Here is an 18,259-nt window from a genome sequence, read left to right on the forward strand (position 1 = left end):
ATAAAATTGATTATTGTAAATAATCTGGGATAATCTGATTTCTAAATAGATCGTCAAATGTTTGAGCTTTACGAACCAAAGTTGGATTACCGTCCTTAATTAAAACTTCAGCAGGAAGTGGTCTTGAATTATAGTTTGAAGCCATGGTAAATCCATATGCTCCGCTGTTTAAGATACCTAAAATATCCCCTTCCTCAATATCTGGAAGAGGCCTGTCCCTTGCAAATAAGTCTCCGGATTCACATACATCTCCTGCAACATCTACCTCTTGTGTTATTGGTGCGCTCATTTTACTTGCATCTACAATATGATGGTAGGAACCATACATACATGGCCTAAGTAAGGTGTTAAATCCTGCGTCCACACCAATATATTTTCTATAACTTTGTTTTACACTGTTTACTTGTACAAGTAAGGTTACAGCATCTGCAACTATATATCTTCCAGGTTCTAAGAACATGGTTGGATTTTTCATGTTATATTCTTTTAATTTTCCTTTAAAGAACTCTACATTTTCATGGGCAAAATGGTCAATGTCCAATGCCTTCTCATCAGGTGTATAGGGTACTCCTATACCTCCACCGAAGTCAACAAACTCAAAGTCAATACCTAAATCCTCATGTACTTTACCTGCTATATCCATAGTGGAACCAATAGCTAATTTAAATGGTTCGGGATCTAATATACCTGAACCTATATGTGAATGGATACCGATAGGATCAAATCCTAAATCCTGGGCCAATTTATAAACTTCTGTAGCCTCATTATCCATAATACCGAATTTACTCATTACTCCACCGGTAATAGTATGCTCATGGTGACCTGCACCAACCATCGGATTTACCCTTATGGACACTTTTAAACCCTTAGGATCAACAACTTCTGCAAGTCTTTTTAAAGCAGATCTAGAATCAACATTTAAAATAACACCCATGTCATGAACCATTTTAAGCTCTTCATTTGTAATGTTATTTCCTGTAAATAATATTCTATCTGGAGAGAATCCTAATTTTTCAGAGATATAAACTTCACCAGGTGATACTGTATCAACGCAACAACCTTCACTCTCTAATATTTTCATAACAGCAAGGTTTGTATTTGCTTTACAAGCATAGAACACTTTAAAGTCAGGATAATATTTTGAAAAAGCATTGTAAAATCTATTATAATTATCCCTAATACGGTTTTCATCTATTGCATATACTGGAGTACCAAATTCATTTGCAATATCCACTGCATCAGCACCACCAATATCCAAATGGTCTTTATCATTTACTTTAATATTTAAGTCCATTCTAATCCTCCAACAAAAAAAATATATTATTATTTATCAATTCTTAGATTGTTGATTTTAATTGATTTAAAACATTTATTAAATCAATCCAATTAATTATGTTATTAGATTTATTATTTCTATTATTATAATTATTCTATCAAAAGATATCACATAAGATATAAACTTAATACTATATAAAATTTAGGTATGCAAAAAAGTTTTAAACCTGTAAGATTATAAGATTATAATATAAATAACTAGAGGTTAAAGTATGGAAAAACCATTTGGACTTGTAATGCGAGGAATAGCTCAAAAAGACGGTAAGATATTAGTTTTAAAAAGACATCCTAAATGTAGAACTTATGCGGATTTATGGGAGTTTCCAGGTGGTAAAGCCGAAAAGAATGAATACTTTGATCAAACATTAATAAGGGAATTTAAGGAAGAGACCAATCTTGACATATCAATTGATGGTTTTTACGAGGCACTAGAAGACATCCAACCTAAAAGAACAACAGTGCAGGTCTATATGAAAGTAAATATATTAGATGGCAATGTAAAAATCAGCGATGAACATATTGACTATGCTTGGAAAACCGTTGACGAGATAAAAGAAATGAACCTCTCAAGACCTACCCTAAAGGTTTTAGAAAAAAAGAATTGGACAATCTAAATATTGTTCAATGAATTCCTAAAACTTTTACTTCTTCAATACTCAAACTTAAACGAATAATTAAAAATAAAATACTTTTTTTTAGAAAATGAAATATTAAAATGCTTAAATCAAACAATAAACTTAATTTTTAAATTTAAAAGAAAATCCACATGAAATAATTAAAAAAATTTAATTCCTTAAAGAATAGAAGAAATAAGTAATTAAAAGAACTTAATTAAGTAATTAAAAATAGAAATAATTAACTAAAGGAATTTAATCAAGTAATTAAAAAAAATAGAAAAGATAAAAAATAAATAGGCTTATAATTCCGCAAAGACTTGGTCTAATTTTTCTACCATAGTGTCAATATCTTCCTTTTCAATGATAAGAGCAGGAGCAAGTCTTAAAACATTACCGGCAGTACAGTTTATTAAAACCCCTTTCTCTCTCATTTTATCAACAATATCTCCACCTTCCATGGTAAGCTCAACACCTACTAAAAGACCAAGACCCCTTACATCAGATACAAAATCATATTTATCTTTTAAAGTGTTTAACTGTTCTTTAAGGTATTCACCCATTTCTTTACAATTATCCAATAGGTTATCTTCCTTAATAACACTTAATGTAGCATTTGCCGCAGCAGCAGCCAATGGATTTCCACCAAAGGTTGAACCGTGATCCCCCGGAACAAAACCTTTAGAAACCTCCTCAGTAGCTAAAGTTGCACCTATTGGCACTCCTCCACCTAAACCTTTAGCAAGGCTTATAATATCTGGTTTAATATCAAAGTTTTCATATGCAAATAAGGTTCCGCATCTTCCTATACCAGTCTGAACCTCATCAATAATTAGAAGAATGTTATTGTCATAACAGAGTTTCTCAACATCCTTCATGTATTTTTTATCTGCAACATTAATTCCACCTTCACCCTGTAGTACCTCTAACATTATAGCGCAGGTATCATCTGAGATGGCATCTTCCATTGCTTTAATATCATTATATGGAACATGTTTAAAGCCAGGTGGTAATGGTTTAAATGGTTTAGAAAATTGTTCTTGACCTGTTGCAGTTACAGTTAACATTGTTCTTCCATGGAAAGATTTTAATGCAGTTATAATCTCACCTTTACCTGTGTATTTTCTTGCAAGTTTAATAGCTGCCTCATTAGCCTCAGCACCACTGTTTGAGAAAAACGCTTTAGAAAAGTCTGATACTTCTGCCAATGTGTTTGCAAGCTTTGCACATGGTTCATTATAGTAAATGTTAGAACAGTGAATAACCTTTTCAGCCTGTTCTTTAATAGCTTCAACAACTTTATCATTAGTTTGACCAACATTATTTACTGCAATTCCAGCAAAAAAATCCAAATATTCATTTCCATCTAAATCATAAACCTTTACTCCATGACCATGGTCTACTACAATAGGTTGTCTTCCATAGGTATGAAGCACATGTTTATCATAAGAATCCATAACTTCTTGACTATTCATACATAATTCCTCAAAATAAGGGTTAATAAAAATTAAATTTATATAAGTTTTAATTTGATTAAAATTTATCAATAAAATTACAATTAGATTTATTCATTTAATATAATAAAAAATTTTTCATAAAACAGGTATCCTAAATTCCATATGAAGGATAAATAATAAAATCATGAATGAAATTATTAAAATCATTGAAAAATTTTAACATGATTGTAATAATCCGATTATCAATAACTAAAAATCTTCATAACATGAACCATTACTTAAAAATATGTAAAGACAATATAATCCGATTATTTAAACAATTTTTTATAAGCCTTTTTTGCATAAAACAAAGGACTGGTATTTATTATATGGTATTTTCTATTCATACGGTTATTATAGAATAATAGATTCTGTTGATAGTCAAAATAAGAATCTGAGTCCAACAACAGATTATATCTTCCAAGTAAATCTGAATCCTCTGGAATAGACTTAACGTTTAGGTTTTTGAATTGATCTTTTGCTAAATTAAAGTATTCAATGGAATTGGTTGATAGGATATATCTTAAGATATGTTCTATTTTAAATTTGGTAAACTCATATTCGAATTCATCGAAAACCCCTTCACTTTTTAAGAAATCTTCAACGATATCAATGATTTTAAAGATGTCTATCTGATTAGACTTTGTATTATTGACAGATGTGGGATTGGACAACCTATAGAAATAGAGATAGTCCGGCACAAATGAAATCCTCTTAGCCCTAACAAGGGACATTACATGAAATGGAACATCGTCAAAAGCAAGACCCAATACAAATCTAAAGTCATCATAACTGTCCAAAAACTCTTTTTTATATAGTTTTAACCATGGTGCAAAAGAGGAGTTTAAAACATAATGTTTAATGTCATCACGGTTGAAAGAAAAATTATTAAAATCCTTGCCTTTAAATAGCTCATCAAAATTATATGCTGGGTGGCTGTAGTCTACCTCATGGCCGTCCATAAATGTTGCAAGTTTAAACATCACTAAATCGGAATTATTAGATTCCGCATTATCATATAATTTTTCCAATGCCTCAGGTTTTGTTTTGTCATCAGGATCAAAGAAATAGATATATTTACCTTTAGCTAAATCCAGACCCCTGTTTCTTGCAGATCCACATCCGCCATTCTCTTTATCAATAACTTTAATTCTTTCATCTTTCCTTTGAAAATCATATAGAATATCTAAGGAATTATCTTTAGAACCGTCATTAATACATAAAACTTCGATATCCGTAAATGTTTGATTTAAGATAGAATTGAGGGCTTCCTCCAAATAATTTTCCACATTATAAACAGGAACTATAACTGAAATACCAACCATATTCTCACCAAAGAATTAAAAGGATAAATTAATGAATAATTTTAAAATTTTAAATTGTTGAAAAAAATAATTATTGCTATTTTAATAATTTAATCCATATACTATAAAAAATTTATTTAGATGTTATTAATAAAAGATTAAAATAATAATATTAGTATTAATTGATTTAGTGATTATATGGAAAGGATTGAATTAGGCCAAACTGGAATGATAGTAAACAAAATAGGTTTTGGAGCATTACCCCTTCAAAGATCCGATGAGAGGGATGCTGTTAGATTTCTGAAAAAAGCATATAATAATGGTATTAACTTTTTTGATACTGCAAGAGCATATACAAATAGTGAGGAAAGAATTGGTAAAGCATTGTCAAATGTAAGGGAGAATATTTACATTGCATCAAAAACCAAATCAACCACACCGGAAGAGGTATGGAAAGATTTGGAAACTAGTCTTAAGAATCTTAAAACCGACTATATAGACCTTTATCAATTCCATAATCCCCCATTTTGTCCAAAGCCCAATGACGAACATGGAACATATGATGTTTTCTTAGAGGCCAAAGAAGAGGGATTGATTAAACATATTGGAATAACCTCACATAAACACTCACTTGCAAATAAAGAGATAAAAAGTGGTTTATTTGAAACTATGCAATATCCCTTCTCATATCTATCTGACGAAAAGGATTTCAGAATTTTAGATTTATGTATGGAAAACAATATGGGATTCATTGCAATGAAAGCATTAAGCGGAGGATTAATTAAAAATTCCAAAGCAGCTTATGCATTTATTGAGGAATACCCTGAAGTCGTTCCAATATGGGGTATTCAGAAAGAGTCTGAGTTAGACGAATTCCTAAAATGGGGTGAAATCAATCCTAAAATTGATGATGAAATCAGAGAAGTAATTAGAAAAGACAAAGAAGAACTTCAGGGCGATTTTTGTCGAGGATGTGCTTATTGTCAACCTTGTAAAGAGGGCATACAAATCAGCATGTGTGCTAGAATGTCTTTATGGATTAGACGTTTTCCAACAGAACCATATCTGACAAAGGAATATCAGGAGATGATGTCTAAAATCGATGACTGCAAGGAATGTGGAGATTGTATAAAACGTTGCCCATATGAGTTAAATATTCCGGAACTTTTAAAGGAAAACTATAAGGATTACCAGAATGTTTTATCTGGAGAAACTAAAATAAACTAAGAACCAATTATTTTAAAAATCCATTAAAATCATAAGATTTAAACTATAAACCAAATGGCAATTATTATAAAAATCCATTAAAATCATAAGATTTAAATTTAATAAATACCATTAATATTATAAAAATAAATTGATTTGTAAAAATATCAATAAACTTATAAATCGATTTATAATTTAAAAAGTGATATTATGAAAAAAGCAAAAATAGAAACTGAGAAAGGAGATATAATATTAGAATTATTCCCAAATGAAGCTCCTGGTACTGTTGCTAACTTTGAAAAATTAGCAAACAGCGGATTTTATGATGGTTTAACTTTCCACAGAGTTATACCTAACTTTGTTATCCAAGGTGGAGATCCTAATGGAGACGGAACCGGAGGACCTGGTTACACAATTAAATGTGAAACTGAAGGAAACCCACACAAACATGGTACCGGTGCTTTATCAATGGCTCATGCAGGTAAAGATACTGGTGGAAGCCAATTCTTTATTACACATTCTCCACAACCTCATTTAGACGGAGTCCATACCGTATTTGGTCAGGTTATTGAAGGTATGGATGTTGTCTATAAGATTAGACAAGGAGATAAAATGACCAAAGTAACTGTAACAGGTTAAACAATTATGCAGTTGTTAATTCAACTGCTTAATCTTTTTATAAATAGCTATTTAAAAAAAAACAATTGATACTACTTCTAAATTTAAAAAAAATTAGCATACTAAAATAAAAAAAGATAAAAACTATTTTTAAATATTGAATCTTATAAAGAAGAAAAATAGTATGCTAAAATAAAAAAAGATAAAGACTATTTTTAAATATTGAATATTATAAAAAAGAAAAAGAGTATGCTAAAATAAAAAAAGATAAAGACTATTTTTAAATATTGAATATTATAAAAAAGAAAAAGAGTATGCTAAAATAAAAAAAGATAAAGACTATTTTTAAATATTGAATGTTATAAAAATAAAAAAATTAGTGTATTAAAATTAAAAAAAAATAAATAAAAGCTATTTTTTAGATAACTTATCCATTAAACCGGATTTTCTTGCATAGTGGAAAAGATACAATTGAACATATCCCGCATAATCACCGAACTCTTCCATTCCAAATTCTCTGATTTTTTTAACTGGAATACTTTGGTCATTATCAAAATACAGGTATGAAACTATTCTTTTAATCCAGACATCAGACGGAAAGGCCTCCCTAAAATTAAAACCATATAATAAAATGCAATCAGCAACCTTAGGACCTACACCTTTAATCTTAATTATCTCATTATACGCCTCATCGTAAGACATGTGATAAAAATCGTTGAGGTCTATTTCAAGTGTAAATATCTCACTAGCCTGTTTAACATAAGGTACCCTATAACCTAATCCGCAGGATTTGAGATTGTTACTATAACATTCTATTTCCATCTGTCTATTGTCTGCTTCATATTCCTCCAGATTATTTTCATAAGCTTCCATCAATACCTCAGAGGGTGGAAACTTATAGTATCTTCCAGATTGAAAAATATATTCGTCTCCCCATATCTTCTTAATATTATCAATGGTTTTGGTCCATCTTGCTATCGAATTATTTGATGAGGAGATAGATGCTATAATTGATTCAAATGGATCGGTTGCAATGAAAAGTCTAAGGCCTTTACAGAATTCTGCAGACGGAGCTAATTTCTCATCTTCCTTTAAATAATTGTAGAATTTATCCAAATCATAATCCAAATCATAAATTCTATTTACCTCGGATTTTATTTTAGATTCCAATTTATCTTTATCTATAATTGATTCATCAATAGCTGTTGGTATCTCATAATCCAGATTCATTGAATTAACATTGTTTTGACTTAATTTCAGAAGAACGGGAATATTGTCTACAATAATTACATTATTAAAACTATTAGACCCATTATCAAATTTCCATGGAGACTGTGATGTTTGACCAGAATACTGAGTTAATTCCAAATCAATGAGACTGTTAAAATTCATAAAATCACAAAATTAACTATAACCTTACATTAATTCCGTTATTATTTAAATATTCTTTTACAACTGGAACCGGATATTCACCAAAATGGAAAATACTTGCTGCCAAAGCTGCACTTACATCGGTTTCCTGAAATGCCTTTTTAATATCTTCAGGATTACCTACACCACCGGAGGCGATTACAGGAATATCGATTGCATCATTAATGGCTTTGGTTAAATCTAAATCATAACCTTCTTTAGTGCCATCTCCATCCATTGAGGTTAAAAGAATTTCACCAGCACCTCTACTTTCACATTCCTGAGCCCATGAAATCGCATCAATACCTGTAAATTCACGGCCCCCATATATACTACAGTCAAACCAACAATAATCAGATTTGTCGGTAGATCTTGGATGTTTAATCTCAATTACATTTTTATCAGGTGCATCAGATGGGTTTTCAACATATCTTCTTTTTGCATCTATACCAATCACACATGCCTGTGAGCCAACTACCTTTGATGCATCATTTATCAAGTCAGGATTATGAATAGCTGCAGTATTAGTAGAACATTTATCAGCTCCAGCTTTAAGCATTTTAATATAATCATCAACCTTCCTGATTCCGCCACCTACACATATAGGTATGAACACGTTTTCAGTTAATTTTTCAATAACATCAGCCATAGTTTCCCGTCTTTCATGTGAAGCAGTAATATCTAGAATAACAATCTCATCTGCCCCATCATTATAATACTTGGTAGCAAGTTCTACAGGGTTTCCTGCATATTTAATCTCTTTAAACTCTATCCCCTTAACTACACGACCTTCAGGAACTTGGAGGTCACAGTCTAAACAAGGAATAATTCTTTTAGTTAACATAATAACAGAACCTATAATCAATTATTAAAATATATCTTTCTAATAGTATAAAAAATATTATATTGATTTTAGATAAAAATAAGAAATGAAATATCAATTTTTATATTTAAAAATAAGAATTAAAAGAATCTTTTAAATCACAAATAATCTAATAAGAGATAATTAAAATTTATGAGATACTTTATTAATGTAATTTCAATTAATTATTTGAAGATTTAAACAAGATTTATTAATTATAAAAGAGAAAATTATTAATGTTGAATTGGTCCTATGGTCTAGTCTGGAATGACGCGGGACTTCGGATCCCGAGGCCGGGGGTTCAAATCCCCCTAGGTCCGCTTTAATGACTGTTTTTAAAAAGTATTATCAATAAAATTTTATTTAATCAATTTTACATACTCATTTTCTACAATAGCTTCTTTAAAAAAGTCAGGAACTAATGATTTATATAAAGGACTTTTAAACAGCATTGTAATATCCTTATCTAAAATATATGTAGTACAGGAATCATCCTCAGCTCTCATTCCCCTACCATAAGCCTGCATAATGGTCATGACAGTCTTGTAGGCATACCATCTTTTATCCCTTCTCTGCCTCATATTTATTTGTTTATCTCCAAGATATGGGAATGGCACCTTATAGATTATCTGGAAACGGCATTTATCATAAGGTAAGTCTACACCTTCACTCATTGATGGGGAGACTAACACCAATGGATTATCATCATTTTCAAAATAGTCCAAAACCCTCTGTCTATTTAAAGAAGTATGTGATATTAATCTAGAGTTTGGAATATTTTGTGTAATGAAACGTGAATTTTGATAACTATGGGTGTGAATCAGTCCCTTATCATCAGGATGCTTTCTTAAAATATCATTTATAACCGGAATCATCTTAGGGGCAGTGTCCTTAATTCTATTTTTAGACATCTTTCCTACAAGCTTAAGTTCTATAGGCCTTTTTGAAGCTGGAAAAGGACTGTCCACTTTAATGTAGTATACCTCGTTATCCTTAAGACCTAACCATTTTGTAAACATCTTATGAGATAAGATTGTAGCACTCATAAATATACAAACATCACCATATTTTAAAAGATTGTCTTTAGCATAGTGATTTACCCTAAGCGGTTTAAATGACACGGCCTCCTCATTTGCATCAATGACCCAATTTTTAGGTTCCTTTTCAAGATGGTCCCTTAATGATTTTAACCTACTTGTAGTACTTCTAATCCTTTCTACTTTGTTTATAGGCAATTCCTTGAGATCCACATCCTGATATGCCTCATATAAAGATTCAATCTCCAAAATCCAATCCTCAACACTGCCGTCCTTTAAAGTATTCTCGGATATATGTTTTTTAATATCCTTTTCAAGCCTTTGATTAGATAGGGTTAACTCTAAACTTTTCATTAGTTTATTTTCAATATTATGGGCCTCATCTAAGATGAGAAGTGATCTTACACCGAAATGCTTTACATAGTTTAACTCAAGAAAGGCATAATCATAGTTCATCAAGGTTATTGGAGAATTAATAGCGTCGGCCTTTTGTTGCCAATAATTACAGTGGTTTTCAGTGTTAAAATATATCTGATTACCGAATGAATCTTCAAAGGCCTCGGTTCCAGATAAAGTTGGATTTTTACTTATTGAAAATGGGCAAAAGAACTTTTTAGAATTAATGGTGGTTTTACATACACCCATATCACAGGTTACCTCATCACCACCCATGAGACATGAGAAATTACCTCTTCCCTTAACAAGTGGAAAATCGAATTCCCTTGCATATTGATTCTGTAGTTGTTTAGTCATGGTAAGGATATAAGCAGATTGATACATACGTGCCAAGGTTGAGGCAATAGCGGATTTACCTGTACCGGTACCTGCCTCCAGAATAATATATTTATAACCTTTTGAAATTGCATCCTCTATTTCCTGAACAATTTCCAATTGTCCTTGCCTTGGACTTTCAAAGGGAAAATTCTCAATAATATCATCACTAATATATGGATATTTATCTTTAAGATATTTTATTCTATCATCACTTAATCTATGGTCTTCAATAGAATATACTCCGGGAATATCATTGATAAGTGGAGATTTTGTCTTTTTCCTTGTATCCATGTATTGCAATAAATCATTAGATTTATTATTCTTTGAAGAATTATTATTACTATTCTTGTTATTTTCACAGACACAATTAGATTTTAACATTCCACATTTAGGGCAAAAAAGAGAATCATTCATAAATTAATATTGGATATATTATTTTATAAATATTATGAGTGTCCAATTGAAAAATAATATTTAATAGTTTAAAGTTAGATTTAATATTAATAAGAAATAATAATTTATATATAAACTAAAGATTTAAAAAATCAGACTAATTTTACGATTATATTAAAATAGTTAATAAGCATTATAGGTGATAATATGGAAAATAAAGGTAAGTTATATGGAATTGGTGTAGGACCTGGGGATATGGAACTATTAACCTTAAAAGCTGCAAGAATCCTTAAGGAAGTAGATGTTATATGTGCACCACATGCAGGGGCAGAAAAGGAAAGCATTGCATTATCCATAATACAACCATTGTTAGATGAAAGAGAAAAAAAGGCCATGGTTGTACAGCCTCTATTTCCAATGAAGGAAGATGTAAACCACCTTAAAAAACATTGGATGGAAGCGGCATTTATCATCTCAGATTATCTAAACCATGGAAAGGATGTGGCATTTATTACTTTAGGTGATCCGTCAATCTTCTCAACATTTACATATGTACAAAAAAATCTTGATGGAAAATATGATATTGAAGTTATTCCAGGAATAACATCCTTTACAGCATGTGCAGCTGCAATTGGAGAACCTTTAATTGAAAAGGATGAAACATTAACCATTGTACCGAAAATAGATAAGAGCATTAAGGACATTATTGATAAGTCTGACAATTTCGTATTTATGAAAACATCAAGAAACTCTAGAAAGGTTGAAAATAAGATTCTAAAAGATCCTAGAGAGAAAACCGTCTACTCTGTAGAAAATTGTACTATGGAAGATGAAAAAATAGTCGAGGGATTCTCAAACGAAAAGCCTTATTTAACCACCACAATAGTTAAATTCAAGAATTAAAAACATTTTTAATATTTTCAAAATAATTAATTTTTATTAAAACTATTTTTAAAGTAATTAATTTTTATATAGATACTTTTAAAATTTAATTTTTGTATAAATATTTTAAAATATTATATTTTACCTTGAAGATGATAAAATCTTAATTAAAATCTCATTTTACTTTAAAACTTAGAAAAATTAGCTAAAATTCAATCTCTTAAATAAATTATATTTAAAATAGAAAAAATAGTCCAAAACTCTTTTTATGAAAATTTTAGGTTTAGTGAATTTTATAAAATAAAAAAAAATGAATAAAGAATTTATTCATTTTAAAAAAAATAACTTTATTTAGAAACATCTTGTACAAATGAATATACTTCACCCTTAGGTTCAATTAAGAAAGTACAACATTCATCTCCCATTGTATAACATTTTACCTCGGTAACGTCAACCTTTGAGTTAAAATAGGATGACATTAATGCTTCTAAAATTCCGGAATCTAAGAAACATGCAGGTTTTCCTGTCTTTGGAAGTAAATAGCATTCAAAACAATCAACAGATGTAACTGTAATAATATCTCCAATTTCTATTGTAAGTTTACCTAACCCATTATCTGACCAAAATTGAGCAATGTTATTGAGGAATTGTTCGAAATCCTCATTATAAACTTGATCAAATAAAGATAAACCAATTTTCAAACCAGTATCATGTAAAATTGGATCTATATTAATTCCTTCTTGAATCAAGGTAGTTCTTAAGGTATGGAACAGCAGAGATGAGAATTCAAAACCATTGTCATTCTCTATAATGTTTTTAACAATATAATCCGTTTTATTTTCATCTAATTTTTTAGGTTCTGAATGATTAACTTCCCCTACAAATTTAGAAGATATATAAAAGACCTTTTTACGATTGTCATTAGGATTTAATTTATAATCAATAATTCCATCCTCTCGTAAAGCTTTTAAGTGAACTGAAATTGTAGATTTAGACCTACCGGTATTGGTAACAATTTCATCAAATTCCATATCACTGTTTTTTAACAATTCCAAGATAGTTAATTTAACTGGACTTTTTATAACACTTACAGATGCACTTCCGTCTGTTTTAGCATATATTTGAACAGGTTTTTCTTTATTCAGCTGTTTTACATTATTGCCTAACATAAGTATTCCCTTCTTATTCTTTAAATTATATATTAAATTAACATAAACAATTAAGTTAAAAAACTGAAATTTAACCTATTAGCTAATAAATTTTATATATTTATTAACATATTTATTTTACTAATATTTAAATATTGTTTTATCTTATACAAACAGTTTGTATGATTACTATCAAATATTTTAAAAAATTAAACAATATAAGAACAAGAAATAACTTGAAAAGAATAAAAATCATAATAAAAAATGTGTTAAATTGATAAGAATAAGGAAAAATAGATATTAAAACCATTTAACAAACTTATATTTTTCCGTTAAGATAATACATTGGGTTTTAAGTCCCTTAGTAATGCATTTATCAAACTTGATGTTCTCCTTATTTAAAAGCTCCTCAACATGTTTGATTGTGTTTTGCTCACCTATCCTATCATAATCATCAATTATAATTATAAACTCATCGGCAAGATTATTTGGAATCAGATTCCAAATATTAGTTCTTGAATATGTAGAGCTTTTAATCGGAGGATAATCAATAAATCCCTGTGGACCGTCAATAATAATCAAGTCAAATTTCTCATCCTTAAGTATTTTATCCAGATTTTTATATCTGTTACTTTCAATAGTTTTATTAGGGATTTCTAAGGATTCATCAATAACAACCCTTTCAATATCACACTGTATTATATTGGCATTATCAGGAATCTCTATATTTTTTGAGAAACTATCTATCCAGACCTGATCTCCTTCAATCGTTGTTAGGTTTGAAAATTTGAAATAATCAGCATATTGTGTAGTGAGTTTTGTAGTCTGACCTAGACCCATCTCCAATATATTAACAGGTTTCATCTCATCTAAAATTCTATATAGAATATATATAAAAGAATAGTTAGAGGCAGCATTTATCAGGGAAAAGTTCTTAGATTTTAGCCACTTGGATTCTTTTATAGTATCATGGAATACAAACGCATAATTGTTTTCCAAATTTCTTAATCTCTCGTTTTTCAAATCATTTTTTAAACTATTTATCAAGGATTTATTACTGTTTACACTATTTTTAATCCCTTCATTATCCTTTGATAATTTTTTAAATTCATTATTGAATGAATCAATTTCTTCAGATTTCTCATTTAAGCTTGATTTAAGCTTTTTGTTTTCATTTCTTAAATTTTCATTTTCCTTAATTAAATTAAAGTAATTATTTTTATAATATAAGTAACTATTACTTTTATTTAAAATCTTTTCAAAAAATGACATTAAATTACCCCTAAAACTTATTCCCAAGAAAATTACTATTAAACCTTAAATGTGCATATATCTAATAAAAAAAACAATCTTAGAAATTGTTTAAAATAATTATCTTCCTATTAAATAATTATTATATATACAATTAAGTAAAAAAAATATACCACTATTCACTTTTATCTAATTACTAACTTATTTAGTTTATCATTATACAAATTTACTTTACATGTTTCAAGTCAGATTGATTTAAGAAAGGTCTTTTTATAGAATTATTCAACAAATGTATTAAAAGTTTAAAAATTCCTTAAATCCACAATCTCATTTATAAAATCAGGCTTAAATCCATGAAATTTCAGTAAAAATATATAATCAAGCACTTGATTTTCTTAAATGAAAATTGATTATAAAAAACATTCTTTTTTTAAAATAACTTATTTTAATAAATATAATTTTAAAAAAATCTCATACAAATATTTAAAATTGTTTCTTAGGATTTGGATAAACAAAAAGTTTATATAATACAATAGATAATTTAAAATTAATGTTCGATAAAATACGAACATACCTATTATAAAAATCGAATATGTGATAAAATGAATGCAAAAGCAAAGAAAATCGGCGAAGGAGTTTACTGGATTGGTGTAATTGACTGGGATATTAGAACCTACCACGGATATACATTAGATGGAACCACTTACAATGCATATCTTGTATTTGGAGAAGATAAAAATGTTGTAATTGATAATGCTTATCCTGGTAAAACCGAGGAAATCATGGCACGTTTAGACGATGCATTTGAACAAGAAGGAAAAGATGTTAAGGTAGATGTAATCGTCCAAAACCATGTTGAAAAAGATCATAGTGGAGTTTTATATGATTTACATAAAAGATTCCCTGAAGCACCTGTATACTGTAGTGAAATCGCAGTAAAAGGATTATTAAAACACTACCCAAAATTAGAAGGTACTAACTTCGTAACAGTAGGTACTGGAGATACTTTAGATATTGGTGGAAGAACTTTAGCATTCTTAGATGCTTTCTTACTCCACTGGCCAGATAGTATGTTTACCTTACTCGTTGAAGATGGAATCTTATTCCCTAATGACGCATTTGGTCAACACTTATGTTACTCCAAAAGATTCGATTACGAAATCCCTGAAGAGGTACTTATGGATGGAGCAAAAAAATTCTATGCTAACCTAATTACTCCACTTTCAAAATTAGTACTTAAAAAATTCAATGAAATCATCGACTTAGATTTACTTGACAAAATCAAAATGATCGCACCATCCCACGGTCAAATATGGACCGACCCAATGAAAATCATAAATGCATACAGTAACTGGGCTACTGGAAAAGCTGCAGAGGATAAGGTAACCATCGTATATGATACAATGCACTACTCAACCCAAGCTATGGCTCATGAAATTGCAGAAGGTGCAATGGCAGAAGGTTTCGATGTTGAAATGTTCTACCTACATGAAGATGAAAGAAGTGAAATTGTTAAGAGTATATTAACAAGTAAGGCAGTGGCTATTGGTGATCCAACCATAAACGATGTACCATACCCAAGTATTGGAGATATCATGTACTACTTAAAAGGTTTACACTTCAACAGAACCGGATTCGAAAGGGCTGCTGTTACCTTTGGTTCCATGGGAGGAAAAGGTGGAACTCCTGAATTCTTAGCTAAAGAATTAGCTGACTGCGGATTCAATGTAATTGATACCGAAGAAATCTACTATGTTCCAACTGAAGAAGAAAAAGTTAACAGTTTTGAATTAGGTAGAAAATTAGCTCAAGAAGCTAAAAAAATCAATATTGAATAGATGTTTTAATAAAAAGGGGTTTTTTAACCCTTTATTTAATTTTTAATAAAACTTTAAATATATAAAATAACTATTTATAATTAAGAGGTAATATTTATGGTAAAATATATTCATAAGATTGGTACCACCGTAGGTACAGATGTAGAAAAAGAAGTAGCAGGAAACTTTTCTGGAGAAACACAAGAAGTAGGTATTTACTTAGCAATGTCTAGACAAGCATCTAGAGAAGGTTACGGCGAATTAGCTGAAGTATTTAAAAGATTAGCTCATGAAGAAGCTGAACATGCTGCAAGATTTGCAGAAATGAATGCTGTAATCAAACCAACTTTAAAAGAAAATATTGACATGATGTTAGATGGTGAACAAAAAGCTAATGTAGAAAAAAGAGAGGCTTCTGAAAAAGCACAAGCAGCTGGACTTGAAGATGCAGCTGACTTCTTCAGAGAAAGTTCCAAAGACGAAGGACGTCATGCTAAAATTTTAGAAGGAATTGTTGAAAGATATTTCTAAATATCTTTTAATTTCTCATTATTTTCATATTTTTAATTAACTAATTTTAAAAATTACTAGAATATCTGAAAATAAACTAATTCTTACTAATCTTAAAAACAAAAAATACTTTCACACTATTTTAATCCAACTACTTTTTTTTATAAAATCAAAAGCAAAATAGGTTTTTAAATTAATTATTATTATATTAACTGATTTAGGGAAAGATAGCCTTAACATGATTAGATTAAAATAGAATTTTATAAAATATCAAATATCAAATATAAATATTAAGTAATAAATATTATTAAACATAAACTATATTCTTTAAAGATTAAAAAAAATTTAATTTTAATCTAGATTTTATTTAAGTTAATTAATCAATTTCTTTCGTGATATTGTGAATGGTTTATGGTATTATGTAATTGCATTCCTTTTAATATGGACTATTGCAGCTTTTTATAAATTATATCATCCGGATTCTAAAAATTTGGAAATGTCCTTTCCTATACTTCTAATGTTGAAAACAGATAGATTTAAAGGATTTATTGATAGAGTTGCCAAAAAAGCGCCAAGATTCTGGAAATGGTATATGAATGTAGGTATTGTAATATGTTTTATCTCAATGGCATTGATGTTAGTTCTATTGATCCAGTCACTTGGAACCGTTTTAAAAACCCCCTCAGTATCCATATTAATTCCAGGTGTTGAGGTTCCTGGCTCTCCAATATTCATACCTTTTATCTCAGGATTCATTGCTTTAATATTACTTATTATTGTTCATGAATTTTCCCATGGAATATTAGCTAGAGTGGAAGGTATTGATATTAAATCAATGGGTTTATTGCTCTTTGTTATTTTACCTGGAGCATTTGTAGAGCCTGATGAGGAGGAAGTTGAGAAAGCCTCCAGATTAAGTAAACTTAGGATTTATGGTGCAGGGGCCATGGCAAACATTGTACTTGCACTTATAGCATTGATTATTTTTGCAACCATTGCAAACTTTGCTGTTCCTGCCGTATATGATCAAAGCGGTGTTGAGATTACAAGTGTTGTAAATAATGGCCCTGCTTACGGAAACCTTAAAGAGGGAATGGTTATTTCATCAATAAATGATCATAAGGTAACAAACGCAACATCCTATTCAAGTGCGGTTTACAGCCTAAAGCCAAATACCACCGCCCACATAACGACGGACAAGGGCACGTATACATTCAGGTTAGGTGAAAATCCCAACAACAAAACATTAGGTTATATGGGTATTAGGTCCCAGGAACATTTAGTTTTAAAGGAAAATATCAGGAACACCTATGGAAACATTCTACCATGGGGACTATTAAGCTTAGAAGATTTGTTTAAATGGATATATTTGATCAATCTTTCTGTAGGCCTGTTTAATCTACTTCCAATGAAACCATTAGATGGTGGATTAATGTTAGAGGAACTACTAAGTTATAAACTCTCTGGTGAAAATGTTAAACTAATTACAGATTACTTTACTTACTTCACACTAATAGTAATCGTATTTAGTTTAGTTGCAGGAATTTTTATTTCCCTATAATCTTTTAATTCTCCTTTAAACTTTTTTAAATCAATAAATTT

General features: G+C 29.6%; 15 protein-coding genes and 1 tRNA gene. 8 read left to right on the forward strand and 8 right to left on the reverse strand.

Annotated features, from left to right (window positions below; translation table 11 throughout):
- Positions 1–10: 10 nt before the first annotated feature.
- Positions 11–1,294 carry a diaminopimelate decarboxylase gene (lysA, locus tag ABM4_RS08285; protein WP_016359221.1) on the reverse strand — a complete coding sequence of 428 codons (1,284 nt, stop codon included), beginning with the start codon at positions 1,292–1,294 and terminating at the stop codon, positions 11–13.
- A 253-nt stretch (positions 1,295–1,547) separates the two neighbouring features.
- Between lysA and ABM4_RS08290 the strand changes: the two genes are divergently transcribed.
- Positions 1,548–1,949, forward strand: a complete 402-nt coding sequence (locus ABM4_RS08290) for an NUDIX domain-containing protein (protein ID WP_016359222.1) — start codon at positions 1,548–1,550, stop codon at positions 1,947–1,949.
- 302 nt (positions 1,950–2,251) lie between these two features.
- Here the strand turns inward: ABM4_RS08290 and ABM4_RS08295 are convergent, their stop codons facing one another.
- Together ABM4_RS08295 and ABM4_RS08300 are read right to left on the reverse strand one after the other, a co-directional pair.
- Complete coding sequence (locus tag ABM4_RS08295; RefSeq protein WP_016359223.1) at positions 2,252–3,424, reverse strand: acetylornithine transaminase; 1,173 nt, start codon at positions 3,422–3,424, stop codon at positions 2,252–2,254.
- Between the two features lie 290 nt (positions 3,425–3,714).
- On the reverse strand, positions 3,715–4,770 hold the full coding sequence (locus tag ABM4_RS08300) for a glycosyltransferase (protein WP_016359224.1): 1,056 nt from the start codon (positions 4,768–4,770) through the stop codon (positions 3,715–3,717).
- Positions 4,771–4,947: 177 nt separating this feature from the next.
- Here ABM4_RS08300 and ABM4_RS08305 point away from each other — a divergent pair, with 177 nt between their 5' ends.
- Positions 4,948–5,976: an aldo/keto reductase gene (locus ABM4_RS08305; RefSeq protein WP_016359225.1), complete on the forward strand. Its 1,029-nt coding sequence runs from the start codon at positions 4,948–4,950 to the stop codon at positions 5,974–5,976.
- Between the two features lie 189 nt (positions 5,977–6,165).
- Positions 6,166–6,594, forward strand: coding sequence for a peptidylprolyl isomerase (locus ABM4_RS08310; RefSeq protein WP_016359226.1), 429 nt, complete (start codon positions 6,166–6,168; stop codon positions 6,592–6,594).
- 390 nt (positions 6,595–6,984) lie between these two features.
- Here the strand turns inward: ABM4_RS08310 and ABM4_RS08315 are convergent, their stop codons facing one another.
- Together ABM4_RS08315 and hisF are read right to left on the reverse strand one after the other, a co-directional pair.
- On the reverse strand, positions 6,985–7,965 hold the full coding sequence (locus ABM4_RS08315; protein ID WP_016359227.1) for a DNA glycosylase: 981 nt from the start codon (positions 7,963–7,965) through the stop codon (positions 6,985–6,987).
- A 16-nt stretch (positions 7,966–7,981) separates the two neighbouring features.
- A complete protein-coding gene (gene hisF / locus ABM4_RS08320; RefSeq protein ID WP_016359228.1) occupies positions 7,982–8,827 on the reverse strand; it encodes an imidazole glycerol phosphate synthase subunit HisF in 846 nt (281 codons plus the stop codon).
- 264 nt (positions 8,828–9,091) lie between these two features.
- Between hisF and ABM4_RS08325 the strand changes: the two genes are divergently transcribed.
- Positions 9,092–9,165: transfer RNA gene (locus ABM4_RS08325), tRNA-Arg, on the forward strand.
- Between the two features lie 39 nt (positions 9,166–9,204).
- Here the strand turns inward: ABM4_RS08325 and ABM4_RS08330 are convergent.
- The gene (locus ABM4_RS08330) at positions 9,205–11,070 is read right to left on the reverse strand and encodes a helicase C-terminal domain-containing protein (protein WP_016359229.1); all 1,866 of its coding nucleotides are present in this window, start codon (positions 11,068–11,070) and stop codon (positions 9,205–9,207) included.
- A 186-nt stretch (positions 11,071–11,256) separates the two neighbouring features.
- Here ABM4_RS08330 and cobI point away from each other — a divergent pair, with 186 nt between their 5' ends.
- The gene (cobI, locus tag ABM4_RS08335) at positions 11,257–11,952 is read left to right on the forward strand and encodes a precorrin-2 C(20)-methyltransferase (RefSeq protein WP_016359230.1); all 696 of its coding nucleotides are present in this window, start codon (positions 11,257–11,259) and stop codon (positions 11,950–11,952) included.
- Between the two features lie 326 nt (positions 11,953–12,278).
- Here cobI and ABM4_RS08340 read toward each other — a convergent pair whose 3' ends face one another.
- Together ABM4_RS08340 and ABM4_RS08345 are read right to left on the reverse strand one after the other, a co-directional pair.
- Entirely contained in the window at positions 12,279–13,100 is an 822-nt protein-coding gene (locus tag ABM4_RS08340) for a V4R domain-containing protein (RefSeq protein ID WP_016359231.1), read from the reverse strand.
- A 279-nt stretch (positions 13,101–13,379) separates the two neighbouring features.
- Complete coding sequence (locus tag ABM4_RS08345) at positions 13,380–14,351, reverse strand: hypothetical protein (RefSeq protein ID WP_016359232.1); 972 nt, start codon at positions 14,349–14,351, stop codon at positions 13,380–13,382.
- Between the two features lie 581 nt (positions 14,352–14,932).
- Here ABM4_RS08345 and ABM4_RS08350 point away from each other — a divergent pair.
- The 3 genes from ABM4_RS08350 (at position 14,933) to ABM4_RS08360 (ending at position 18,218) form a co-directional block, all read left to right on the forward strand.
- Positions 14,933–16,168, forward strand: a complete 1,236-nt coding sequence (locus tag ABM4_RS08350; RefSeq protein WP_016359233.1) for an FprA family A-type flavoprotein — start codon at positions 14,933–14,935, stop codon at positions 16,166–16,168.
- A 96-nt stretch (positions 16,169–16,264) separates the two neighbouring features.
- The gene (locus ABM4_RS08355) at positions 16,265–16,678 is read left to right on the forward strand and encodes a ferritin family protein (RefSeq protein WP_016359234.1); all 414 of its coding nucleotides are present in this window, start codon (positions 16,265–16,267) and stop codon (positions 16,676–16,678) included.
- A 379-nt stretch (positions 16,679–17,057) separates the two neighbouring features.
- On the forward strand, positions 17,058–18,218 hold the full coding sequence (locus tag ABM4_RS08360; RefSeq protein WP_016359235.1) for a site-2 protease family protein: 1,161 nt from the start codon (positions 17,058–17,060) through the stop codon (positions 18,216–18,218).
- Positions 18,219–18,259 lie beyond the last annotated feature (41 nt).

This window comes from Methanobrevibacter sp. AbM4, assembly GCF_000404165.1.
Lineage (GTDB): Archaea > Methanobacteriota > Methanobacteria > Methanobacteriales > Methanobacteriaceae > Methanarmilla > Methanarmilla boviskoreani.

Coding starts and splice junctions, on each gene's coding strand:
- ABM4_RS08340 (WP_016359231.1), bottom strand. CDS start 13,100: ATGTTAGGCAATAATGTAAAACAGCTGAATAAAGAAAAACCTGTTCAA.
- ABM4_RS08310 (WP_016359226.1), top strand. CDS start 6,166: ATGAAAAAAGCAAAAATAGAAACTGAGAAAGGAGATATAATATTAGAA.
- ABM4_RS08290 (WP_016359222.1), top strand. CDS start 1,548: ATGGAAAAACCATTTGGACTTGTAATGCGAGGAATAGCTCAAAAAGAC.
- ABM4_RS08355 (WP_016359234.1), top strand. CDS start 16,265: ATGGTAAAATATATTCATAAGATTGGTACCACCGTAGGTACAGATGTA.
- ABM4_RS08315 (WP_016359227.1), bottom strand. CDS start 7,965: ATGAATTTTAACAGTCTCATTGATTTGGAATTAACTCAGTATTCTGGT.
- hisF (WP_016359228.1), bottom strand. CDS start 8,827: ATGTTAACTAAAAGAATTATTCCTTGTTTAGACTGTGACCTCCAAGTT.
- ABM4_RS08305 (WP_016359225.1), top strand. CDS start 4,948: ATGGAAAGGATTGAATTAGGCCAAACTGGAATGATAGTAAACAAAATA.
- cobI (WP_016359230.1), top strand. CDS start 11,257: ATGGAAAATAAAGGTAAGTTATATGGAATTGGTGTAGGACCTGGGGAT.
- lysA (WP_016359221.1), bottom strand. CDS start 1,294: ATGGACTTAAATATTAAAGTAAATGATAAAGACCATTTGGATATTGGT.
- ABM4_RS08330 (WP_016359229.1), bottom strand. CDS start 11,070: ATGAATGATTCTCTTTTTTGCCCTAAATGTGGAATGTTAAAATCTAAT.
- ABM4_RS08350 (WP_016359233.1), top strand. CDS start 14,933: ATGAATGCAAAAGCAAAGAAAATCGGCGAAGGAGTTTACTGGATTGGT.
- ABM4_RS08295 (WP_016359223.1), bottom strand. CDS start 3,424: ATGAATAGTCAAGAAGTTATGGATTCTTATGATAAACATGTGCTTCAT.
- ABM4_RS08345 (WP_016359232.1), bottom strand. CDS start 14,351: ATGTCATTTTTTGAAAAGATTTTAAATAAAAGTAATAGTTACTTATAT.
- ABM4_RS08300 (WP_016359224.1), bottom strand. CDS start 4,770: ATGGTTGGTATTTCAGTTATAGTTCCTGTTTATAATGTGGAAAATTAT.